The 11,410-nt window shown below is 46.9% G+C and carries 9 protein-coding genes; 7 read left to right on the plus strand and 2 right to left on the minus strand.

The window, feature by feature from the left end; genetic code table 11:
• The first annotated feature begins 13 nt into the window (after nt 1–13).
• The 7 genes from D3H65_RS24635 to D3H65_RS24660 all read left to right on the plus strand — a co-directional run bounded on the left by D3H65_RS24635 (nt 14) and on the right by D3H65_RS24660 (nt 10,474).
• Nucleotides 14–3,349 (plus strand): VCBS repeat-containing protein, encoded by a 3,336-nt coding sequence (locus D3H65_RS24635; RefSeq protein WP_162915801.1) that lies wholly within the window; start codon nt 14–16, stop codon nt 3,347–3,349.
• A gap of 86 nt (nt 3,350–3,435) precedes the next feature.
• Entirely contained in the window at nt 3,436–4,458 is a 1,023-nt protein-coding gene (locus D3H65_RS24640; protein WP_119052853.1) for a tetratricopeptide repeat protein, read from the plus strand.
• 168 nt (nt 4,459–4,626) lie between these two features.
• Complete coding sequence (locus D3H65_RS24645; protein ID WP_119052854.1) at nt 4,627–6,432, plus strand: AMP-dependent synthetase/ligase; 1,806 nt, start codon at nt 4,627–4,629, stop codon at nt 6,430–6,432.
• A 185-nt stretch (nt 6,433–6,617) separates the two neighbouring features.
• Nucleotides 6,618–6,788 (plus strand): hypothetical protein, encoded by a 171-nt coding sequence (locus tag D3H65_RS33050; protein WP_162915802.1) that lies wholly within the window; start codon nt 6,618–6,620, stop codon nt 6,786–6,788.
• A 330-nt stretch (nt 6,789–7,118) separates the two neighbouring features.
• On the plus strand, nt 7,119–8,582 hold the full coding sequence (locus tag D3H65_RS24650; protein WP_119052855.1) for a pyridoxal phosphate-dependent decarboxylase family protein: 1,464 nt from the start codon (nt 7,119–7,121) through the stop codon (nt 8,580–8,582).
• Between the two features lie 10 nt (nt 8,583–8,592).
• Complete coding sequence (locus D3H65_RS24655) at nt 8,593–9,657, plus strand: branched-chain amino acid aminotransferase (RefSeq protein WP_119052856.1); 1,065 nt, start codon at nt 8,593–8,595, stop codon at nt 9,655–9,657.
• A 124-nt stretch (nt 9,658–9,781) separates the two neighbouring features.
• Nucleotides 9,782–10,474, plus strand: a complete 693-nt coding sequence (locus tag D3H65_RS24660) for an SDR family NAD(P)-dependent oxidoreductase (protein WP_119052857.1) — start codon at nt 9,782–9,784, stop codon at nt 10,472–10,474.
• Nucleotides 10,475–10,533: 59 nt separating this feature from the next.
• Here D3H65_RS24660 and D3H65_RS24665 read toward each other — a convergent pair whose 3' ends face one another.
• Together D3H65_RS24665 and D3H65_RS33055 are read right to left on the minus strand one after the other, a co-directional pair.
• A complete protein-coding gene (locus D3H65_RS24665) occupies nt 10,534–10,830 on the minus strand; it encodes a hypothetical protein (protein ID WP_119052858.1) in 297 nt (98 codons plus the stop codon).
• Between the two features lie 408 nt (nt 10,831–11,238).
• Nucleotides 11,239–11,409: a hypothetical protein gene (locus tag D3H65_RS33055; protein ID WP_162915803.1), complete on the minus strand. Its 171-nt coding sequence runs from the start codon at nt 11,407–11,409 to the stop codon at nt 11,239–11,241.
• Nucleotide 11,410: the final 1 nt, after the last annotated feature.

Below are 11,410 nucleotides of genomic sequence, written 5' to 3' on the forward strand. Positions count from 1 at the left end.
CTCCTGTTTGTTTATGAAACATCGACACACACTTGCCTGCATGGTACTGACTTTTGTTGCATGCTTGTCCTGTAAACAAAAGCAGTCTCCCACCACTTTGTTCCAGCAAATGGAACATACCGGTATCGACTTCAGCAATACAGTACAGGATACGCCGGACTTCAACATATTCACCTATCGTAATTTCTATAATGGGGGAGGTGTAGCCATAGGTGATATCAACAACGATGGACTGAGCGATGTTTTCTTTACCGCCAATTCAGGAAGTAACAAACTCTACCTCAACAAAGGCAACTGGCAGTTTGAAGATATTTCCGAAAAAGCCGGGTTTACCACCAAAAAGAAATGGAGCACCGGTGTTGTAATGGCCGACGTGAACAACGATGGCTGGCTCGATATCTACGTCTGTAATGCAGGCTATCAAAAAGGCGTAGGGCAGGAAGATGAACTCTTCATCAATAACCACCAGCTTGGTTTTGCCGATTCGGCCGCTGCCTATGGATTGACCGACAATGATTATACCACCCACGCTTCCTTTTTTGATTATGATCTTGATGGCGACCTCGACCTGTATTTACTCAACAACAGCTTTATCCCCGTTAATACACTCAATTACGCCAATAACCGCGATCTCCGGGCAAAAGATTGGCCCGTAGCCGATTTCCTGAAGGGCGGAGGCGACAGGCTCATGAGAAATGATAACGGTAAATTTACAGATGTAAGCAAAGAAGCAGGCATCTATGGTAGCCTGATTGGATTTGGCCTGGGAGTTACCGTAGGAGATGTCAACAATGATCACTACCCCGACATCTATGTCTCTAATGATTTCTTTGAACGCGATTACCTCTATATCAACCAGCAGAATGGCACCTTTAAAGAAGAACTGGAACAAAGCATCCAACACATCAGCCTGTCCTCCATGGGAGCCGATATGGGAGATATAAACAACGATGGCTATCCTGATATCTTTACTACCGATATGTTGCCGGATAATGATTACCGGTTAAAGACTACCGCTTCCTTTGAGACCATTGATGTAAACCGGCTCACCATTAAAAAGGGATTTTACCACCAGTACATGCAAAATGCATTGCAGGTAAACAATAAAGACGGGCGCTTCCTCGAAACTGCTCACTATAGCGGCGTAGCCGCATCAGACTGGAGCTGGGGTGCGCTCATTTTCGATGCAGACAATGACGGCCTTTCCGATATCTATGTGTGTAATGGCATTTACCGTGACATCACTGACCAGGATTTTATAGATTTCTTTGCCAATGAGATCGTACGTAAAATGGCCCTCACAGGAAAAAAGGAACAGATAGACGAGATTATAGCCAAAATGCCCTCCCGGCCCATTTTAAACAAGGCCTTCAAAAACCTGGGCCAACTGCGCTTTGAAGATGCCGGTACTTCCTGGGGCATCACCCAGCCTTCTTTTTCCAATGGCGCCGCTTATGGTGATCTTGACAATGATGGCGACCTGGATATGGTCGTAAGCAATGTCAATGAAAAAGCCTTTATATACCGCAACAATAGCCGGGAAACCACCGGCAATCATTATATCGGCATTTCCCTCAAAGGCAGGGGAGCCAACACTTTTGCGGTTGGCAGTACCGTGAAAGTATACCAGGGCGATCAGGTCATGAGCCGCGAAATAATTCCCGGCCGCGGCTTTCAGTCTTCCATAGATTATAAAGCCATCATTGGCCTGGGCAAAAAAAGCGTGGATTCTATGATCATCATATGGCCCGATCGTACCTATACCCGCTATGATCGCCCGGCCAGCGATTCTCTGTATACCATTCAACAGCCCGATAACGGGAAAATATCAATGCAGCCCGCTCTCCCTACTGTACAGCCTTTGCTGGAAAGGGTAGCCAGCACTTTTGATAAGCACCAGGAAGATGATTATGTGGACTTTTATTATGAACGTAATGTTCCGATGATGCTCTCCCGCGAAGGCCCCAAAGCTGCCCTGGGTGATGTGAATGGCGATGGTCTCCAGGATGTATACATCTGCGGTCCATCAGGTACCGCAGGCCAGTTGTACCTGCAAACAGCGAATGACTTCGTGAAGAAACCCGAACAAATATTTAATCAATTTGCCAATTTTGAAGACGTCACCGCACTGTTCTTTGATGCTGATAAAGATGGCGACCTTGATCTCTTTGTTGGCACCGGGGGCAATAACCACCCTGCAGGCAGCCGGGAAATGCAAAACAGGCTTTACTTCAACGACGGCCAGGGGAATTTTGACATTAATACTTCCGCCCTGCCCGCCAATAAAGACAATACAGCCGTAGTGCTGGCCCACGACTTTGATGGAGATGGCGATATTGACCTCTTTGTAGGCAGTCGAAGTATTCCCGGCAATTATGGTACCTCCCCTGAAAGTTACCTGCTGCTCAATGACGGGCATGGCAAGTTTACCGATATCGCTAAAACGAAGAACCCCGATATTGCCAGGATAGGATTGGTAACAGGGGCCGTACTGGCCAATATAACCGGTGATCAAAAGCCCGAATTGGTCATTGCGGGCGAATGGATGACGCCCCGCATCTTTTCCTGGCAAGGCGATCATTTCACTGAAATAAAGACCAGCCTCGGCCAGTTGTACGGCTGCTGGCAAACAATGGCCGCTGCCGATATCGACAATGATGGTGATCAGGATTTGATATTGGGCAATATGGGAGAGAATTTCTACCTCCGGCCATCTGAAAAGGCGCCCCAGAAAATATGGATCAATGACTACGATGGCAATGGCATCACCGATAAGATCATGACCCGCAGTGATAATGGACGCGATGTAACCGTTTTCATGAAGCGCGACCTGACCGATCAATTGCCCTCCGTGAAAAAACTAACCCTAAAACATGAAGACTTTGCCCAAAAGACAATACAGGACCTGTTTGCTGCCGACCTGCTGGATAAAAGCCTCGTAAAGACCATCAATTATGCGCCTTCCTGTATTGCCGTAAACGAGGGTAACGGCAAGTTTACTATTAAGAAATTACCCCTCGAAACACAGCTATCCTGCATCAATAGCATCCTCTGCACCGATGTAAACAAGGATGGCTTCACCGACCTCGTAATGGGGGGTAATTGCTTTGGTTTTCTGCCCCAGTTTGCCCGGATGGATGCTTCCTTTGGCCATGTCTTGTTAAACAACGGCAAGGGCGATTTTGCAGCGTTGTCCAACAAACGGGCAGGACTGGAATTAACAGGCGTAATACGGGATATAAAAGAGCTGCCTGCTAAAAATGGCCGGCTCCTGCTCGTACTCCAGAACGACGAGTTTCCTGTCCTGTTCCGCCTGAAAGGAGTAAAGTCGGCTAATACAATGCCGTAATTGGCTCAGGGCCTTCAAAGCGCGGACCCATTCTGTATTCTAAATTCTGTATCCTGTATTCTCTATTCTGGCTATCTTTGGTTTCTATGAAACAATTGTTTGTTGCAGCTATCTTGTGCTTATCAATAAGTACCATTACCGCTCAGGAACAGGATTGGAAAGCCTTACAGGAAAAAGCCAAAGCCTTTACCCGGCAGGGCGACTATTCCAATGCCATCATGGTGTTGAACCGTGCATTGGAAAAAGAGTCTAATAATATCGAATTAAAAAAGGACCTGGCTTTTACCTATTACCTCAATCGTGATTATGTGAAGGCACTGGAAGTGGCCAAACCATTACCAGAACAACAGGATGCAGATGTGCAGAGCTACCAGATACTGGGCCTGGTATACAAAGCCATTGAGGAAGCCAAAGACGCTGAGAAAATGTACAAAGCGGCGTTGAAGAAATTCCCCAACAGTGGTGTTTTGTACAGCGAATTTGGAGAAATGCTCTGGAGCAAAAAAGCCTACACCGACGCTATTGAACAATGGGAGAAAGGCATAGAGGTCGATCCCAATCATTCCGGCAACTACTACAATGCTGCCAAATATTACTTTTTCACCAAAGACAAGATATGGGCATTGGTCTATGGAGAGATATTTGTCAACCTCGAAAGCTACTCCAAACGTACCGCCGAGATTAAGATCGTCCTCCTGGATTCCTATAAAAAACTGTTTACCGACAGCGACATGGGCAAAAATCAGGACAACAAGAACGAGTTTGTAAAAGCGTGGTTCGACATCATGAAAACACAATCCGCTTATGTAGCCGACAATGGCATTACGCCCGAAACCTTATCGGCTATAAGGACCAAATTTGTGGTCAGCTGGTTTGAAAAGTATGCGAAAAGGTTCCCTTATCGCCTGTTTGATTACCAGCAGCAATTGCTGAAATCGGGCATGTTTGAAGCCTATAACCAATGGGTATTCGGTGCAACCGCCAATTTGGCCGCCTATGAAAGCTGGACCAAAACCCACGCCGATGAGTACAATCAGTTCAATACCTTCCAGCATAACCGGGTTTTTAAGCTGCCTGCAGGCCAGTATTATCAAACCCCCAACAAATAATTAGCAAAAGCTATCCAAACGCCCCTGCAGCCCCGCTTTGGCGGGGCTTTTTTTATTACCACTTATTTGTTAATTTGATGGCCAATAGCCGGGAAAAACAACAACAGGGAGTGTCCGGATGTTGTACCTGTGAGCCCCTTGATTTAATTCACGCAAACAACGATTGTTATGACCGAACCCAGGCGACTTTTTGATTGTCTTCAATACCACCTTGAACGCACTCCCCTGCCAGATATGCTGGCCGGCAAGGAAAACGGTCAGTGGCGCTCCTATAGCACACAACAGGTAAAAGAAACCGTAGATAAATTAAGCGCAGGCTTACTCAACCTGGGCATTAGTGCCGGTGATTCAACAGCCGAAGGCCGTGATAAAATCACCGTTATCAGTAAGAATCGTCCTGAATGGCTCATGCTCGATATGGCCGTGCAACAGATTGGCGCTGTGCTCACCCCGGTATATCCTACCATCAGCGTTCCTGAATTGGAATTTATTCTGCAGGATGCACAGGTGAAAATGGTATTTGTGAATGACGAAGACCTGTACCACAAAGTGATGCATGTAAAAGACAGCGTGCCTTCCTTAAAAGAGATTTACACATTTGAGCAAGTGCCCAATGCCAAACATTGGAAAGAGATATTGTCCCTGGGCGATGCGACTGCTGCTGAAAAAGTGCGTACCATCGCAGCATCCATCCAATTTGAAGACCTTGCCACCATCATCTATACTTCCGGCACTACCGGCAAGCCCAAAGGAGTAATGCTTTCTCACCGTAATCTCATTAGCAATGTAATGGATTCTATTCCCTGCTTTCCTCCCGGTGAAAACATGCGCGCATTATCCTTTCTGCCCTTGAACCACGTATTTGAGCGTATGGTGAGCTATATCTATTTATTCAAAGGTACCTCCATCTATTATGCAGAAAGCCTGGAGACTATCGGTGATAACCTCAAAGAGGTGAAGCCTACCATGTTCACCACCGTGCCCCGCCTCCTGGAAAAAGTATATGACCGCATCATGGCGAAAGGAGCAGAGCTTACAGGTATCAAAAGAAAGCTCTTCTTTTGGGCCCACGACCTCGCCACCCGCTTTGAGATCAATAAGAACATGGGAATCGGTTACAGGATGCAACTTGCCCTGGCCAACAAACTCATCTTTAGTAAATGGCGCGAGGCCCTCGGCAATAACTTATTGTGTATCGTTACTGGCGGCGCTGCCTGCCAGGTACGGCTCATTCGTATCTTTACTGCTGCCGGTATACCTATCATGGAAGGTTATGGACTAACAGAAACCTCTCCCGTTATCAGTGTCAATCGTTATCAGGAAGAGGGCAGGATGTTTGGTACAGTAGGACCACTCATCAACCATGTGGAAGTGAAGATCGCAGAAGATGGTGAAATCCTCTGCAAAGGACCCAACATCATGATGGGCTATTACAAACGCCCCGACCTTACAAGCGACTCCGTGGTGGATGGCTGGTACCATACGGGCGACATAGGTATGCTGGTCGACAATAAGTTCCTGAAGATCACCGATCGGAAAAAAGAAATGTTCAAGACCAGCGGCGGCAAATATGTGGCACCCCTGCCCATCGAGAATAAATTGAAAGAATCACCCTTTGTTGAGCAGGTCATGGTCGTAGGCTCTGAAAGGAAGTTCGTAGGTGCCCTCATCGTTCCTTCTTTGAGCAACCTCAAAGACTGGGCAAGACAACAAGGCATCCAGACAACCGCCTTGCCCCAACTGATCAAGGATCCCAAAGTCATCCACTTATACAAAGACCTGGTAGAGAGCTTCAACAAGTATTTTAACCACGTAGAACAGATCAAAAAGTTTGAGCTCCTTCCTGATGAATGGAGCGTTGAAACAGGCGAAATGACTCCCAAATTAAGCCTCAAGCGAAAGGTGATCATGGAGAAGTTCCGGGATGCCATTGAGCGTATTTATCATGATGTCAGGCCGGAAGCCGTCAGCTAAGAGTGCAAATTGTACTTACTTCCGGACTTTCCGTCTTCCGGACTTCCGGTCTATAAGGAGTTTTTCCTCCATTTCATCCCGTCAATACCACAGTTCAGGCACCTCACCATTGCCCGGGGAGTTGATCTGGCAGACATTTGTGCAGTATCTGTAGTTGCATATTGTTTACCAGCCAACACCTTTGTATGAAAAAGATAGCCATCCTGTTATGCATTTTTGCTTCAATGGGATTTACAGTAGCCAAAGAAAATGATGCCGGCGAAAGCCCTGCAAAGCCGGTTTCCAGAAAAATTGATCGTACCTACGGGTATATTGAATCCACTTCTCCGCAATCTTATACCATTACATTGCAGTAATACAACGTGTTGTATGTCACCTCAAAGCGTATTCATGCCCCATAGGGGTTGCCGCTTTGTAGGCATTAAACGTTAAGGGTTCTGTTGATCTGCCTGCTGGCAGAGCAGCAGAACCCTTCGGCATTTACAGTGATCAGGCAGTATTTCCTTTACCAGTTTATTTATCTGATATAGTTAAAATTGATAAAACTGAATCTGTTTTATATCGGAAAATCAAGGGAGATTTGTATAGTAAAGATCAGATCACCTATGCGAAGGGCAAGAATCAGGTTGCTACACTCTAAAGCCTTTTACAACTTCGTATAGTAACTAACACAAACTATGTTTCGTATGAAAAGAACGCCGGAATTAGTGGAAGAAGAAACATTGGACCCCGTTGATTGGGCATCCCTGAAAGAGTTGGGCCACCGCATGATGGATGATATGTTTGATTACCTCCAGTCCTCCCGCCAAAGGCCAGCCTGGAAAAAACCAACAAAATTTGCACTGAACAGCATGCAACATCCCTTGCCTCAGTTTCCCCAGGATGCGGCAGAAGTATATGAACACTTCTTCACACAGATATTGCCCTATAATACCGAGAACGGCCACCCCCGCTTTTGGTCATGGGTGCAGGGCGGTGGCACCCCCATTGGCATGTTGGCCGATATGCTGGCTTCTGGTATGAACACCAACGTTAGTATCGGCGATCATATGCCCATGTATGTAGAAAAACAGGTAATTGAATGGTCAAAAGAAATGATGGGTTTCCCACAGCAGGCGGGTGGCATACTCGTGAGTGGCGCTTCCCTCGCCAATATTACTGCCCTGGTGGTAGCCCGTAACCATTTCAATAAGTCCATCCGGAAAAAAGGATTGCAGACTGTCAATGCACAGATGATGATGTACGGCTCTGCAGAAACCCACAACTGCGTAATAAAAGGCGTAGAGGTGATTGGTATCGGCAGTGACAACTTTCGCAAAATACCCGTAGATGATCAATACCGGATTCGCATCGATCTCCTGAAACAAATGATCTGCGAAGATCGCGAAGCAGGCCATCTTCCTTTTTGTATAGTAGGTAATGCAGGTACGGTCAATACAGGCTCCATCGATCCCCTGGAAGCACTCGCTGCTATCGCCAAAGAAGAACAAATGTGGTTTCACATCGATGGCGCTTTTGGCGCTATTCCTAAGATATTACCCGAGTTTGAGGATCGTCTGAAAGGCATTGAACTCGCCGACAGCCTATCCTTTGATTTTCACAAATGGCTCTACGTAAATTATGAAGTGGCTTGCGTTTTGATCCGCGACACCAATATTCACCGCGAAGCTTTTGCTACCGCAGTCAATTACCTGGTGCCCCACGAACGTGGTCTCTCCGGCGGCCCCGATCCCTTTAGCAATTACGGCATGGAACTGTCCCGCGGATTCAAAGCATTGAAAGTTTGGATGTCTATTAAAGAACATGGTATACAACGCTACCAATACATGATCCGTAAAAACCTGCGGCAGGCCCAATACCTGGCAGGACTGATACAAACAGAACCCAGCCTTGAACTCCTGGCCGAAGTACCGCTCAATATAATATGTTATCGCTTTAATCCCGGAGGATTGGAGGAAGAAGAGCTGAACATTATCAACAAAGAGATTTTGATGCGGTTACAGGAACAGGGAATCGCAGCGCCATCTTATACCCTCTTAAATGGAAAGTATGCCATACGCGCTGCGATTACCAATCACCGCAGCAGGATGGACGACTTCGACATATTGGTAGAAGAAACCCTCCGCATTGGAAAAGAATTAATGACTTAAAATAATCTATATGGAACTCACACAGGAATTCTCCATACGCCCTGCCACTCAGTCCAGGATACAGGAAGTAGATTTCAATCACCTGGAATTTGGTAAATACGTTGCTGATCATATGTTGGTCTGTGACTATGCCAACGGCACATGGGAAACCCCACAGATCATTCCATTTGGCAACTTGTCCCTGTCACCCACTTCCCTGGCCTTGCATTACGGACAAACCGTTTTTGAAGGCATGAAGGCTTTTCGAATGGTAGATGGACGTATAAATATTTTCCGCATCCACAAACATTATGAGCGCCTTACCCGCTCACTGGACCGCATGTGTATGGCCATTGTTCCCGAAGAGGTCTTCATTGAGGGATTACGTCAGCTTGTAGCCCTCGACAGCAAGTGGGTGCCCGCAGCACCGGGTACCGCCCTCTATATCCGGCCTTTTGCTTATGCCAGTGAGGCCAAATTTGGCGTAAAGGTTTCTGATGAATATAAGTTTGTCATTTTCTCCGGCCCCGTCGCCGGTGCCTTCCAGAAACCCCTCCGCGTAAAGGTCGAGACCAGCTATGTAAGGGCTGCCAGGGGTGGTACCGGTGCGGCTAAATGCGGTGGAAACTATGGCGGCGCCTATTATCCCACCCAGAAAGCAAAAGAGGCAGGGTTCGATCAGGTACTCTGGACCGACGGACGGGAAAATAAATACATTGAAGAATCCGGTATGATGAATGCCCTCTTTGTTATTGATGGTGTCCTCGTTACACCTCCGCTCAGCGATTCCATCCTCGACGGCGTTACACGCGATTCCCTGCTCACCCTGGCCGGGGACCTCGATATCCCCGTAGAAACCCGCCCCGTGTCGATAGAGGACCTGGAAAAGGCTTTTCGTCAACATACCATTACCGAAGCATTTGGAGCTGGCACCGCCGCTATTGTAGCGCCTATCGGCACCATCCATATCAATGGCATTGATTACCATTTACCCGATTATACGCCTGGAGCAATTATGTACAGGCTAAAAGACAAACTGGAAGCCATGAGAACAGGAAAAGAAGAAGATATACATCATTGGAATTATGTGTTTTAAAAGGATCAATCGAGTCCATGTTGGTTATGACCGGCGTTTCAACGCCGGTTTCTTTTTGTTGGGCAGGTTCTCCTATAACTAAGCTGCCCACAAGCCTTACATTTGTAGCACAATCCTTATTATCATGGCCAAAACAATACTTATCACCGGAGCTAATGGAAACCTCGGCACAGCCGTTGTAAAGAAATTCCTGGACGAAGATTATAAAGTCATCGGGGTAGACCATTCTGGCAGCCATCTGGGGTTTGCCAGTACCCACCCCCAGTTTGAATTGCATGCTGTGAACCTGGCCGACGAAGCCGCCAGCGATACCTTCGTGAAGGAGGCCATCAGCCTCTATAAGAAAATAGATGGCGCTTTACTATTGGCAGGAGGATTTGCAATGGGCGACATTGCCGCCACCGACGGGACTGCTCTCCGGAAAATGTTCTCCCTGAACTTCGAAACAGCCTACTACTTGGCCAGACCCCTTTTTCAGCATATGATGGAAAGTGGCTATGGACGTATTGTACTGGTAGGCGCCAGGCCGGCCATACAATCTGAAGCAGGAAAAAACCTGATTGCTTATGCCTTGAGCAAGTCCCTCCTCATTAAACTGGCCGATCTACTCAATGAAGCTGCCAAAGGAAAAAATGTGGTGGTATCCGTCATTGCCCCTAGTACCATTGATACCCCCGTCAACAGGGCCGATATGCCCAAGGCAGATTTTAGTAAGTGGGTTGCGCCCGCACAGATTGCCGAAGTGCTCGAATTTATCTGTTCCGGAAAAGGAGATTCCCTGAGAGGCCCCTTGTATAAGATCTATGGCGATGCTTAAAATAAAAAAGGGTGTAAAGAGCATCGCTCATTTACGTCCTTAATCTTTTTCGTTGCAAACTACACGGTGAGTACGCTGTACCAGCCGCAAACACCATCAGGTTCCCTCAACTGGTTTTCAATGTCTTCCATCCACATACGCCCGTCAATAAAGAATTTGTAATGATACTTGCCCTCCGGCAACATGGGAATCTCTATTAGCCAATCGCCGTCTTTGGCTGGCTGCATTTGAAATTCATCCTGTGCCCAATGATTGAATGTGCCTGCAAGCGTAATGTGATCAGCACAACTGTTGTGAATGTGGAATTCGATCGTCTTCTTCCGCTTGTTGATGTAAGGTGATTGATGCGGTTTCATAGCTTCTCCTTTTTTGATAGTGACAGGAATGATGTTGGATGCCACGGGTATCCGGAAACGCTTTCATAAGGTAGGACCTTGGGATTGATTAAAAAACGGGCTGATAAAACAAAGCAGGTGGGCAATCGATAATGCGGTATAGCTAAGCCATGCACGGAGAGATAGTTCCTTTACTTCCTAAAAGGTACGAAGTGTTTTCGAAATTCCTAAAATGGCCAAAAGATTTTTTATTAAAAGACAGGCTGTAGCAGACAGGCCACAGCACCTGCAAGGCCCCTGCTGGGGCGGCCAATGTGGCAACAAGGAAGGATGTGGAATTTCCTGGTCAGGTAAACAAGCCGCTCCCCCGTCGGAAAAGGGCAGTTGATTTTCAAATAACAGGGTACGGATTAAAAGAATGCTATTTCATTAAGGTATGCGCAGGTGACTGGCCGAACTGCTGCTCAGCCGTATACTATCCAGTAATGATTGCAGCTTCGTGATCTCCTTTGAGAGCCGGAGGTTCACAGAAAGGATAGAATCATTTTGCAAGACCAAGGAATTGTTCCTGGTGACAAGCTTTGAATTTTTCTGTCCCATA

The sequence above is a fragment of the Paraflavitalea soli genome, from assembly GCF_003555545.1.
In the GTDB taxonomy this organism is placed as follows: Bacteria; Bacteroidota; Bacteroidia; order Chitinophagales; family Chitinophagaceae; genus Paraflavitalea; species Paraflavitalea soli.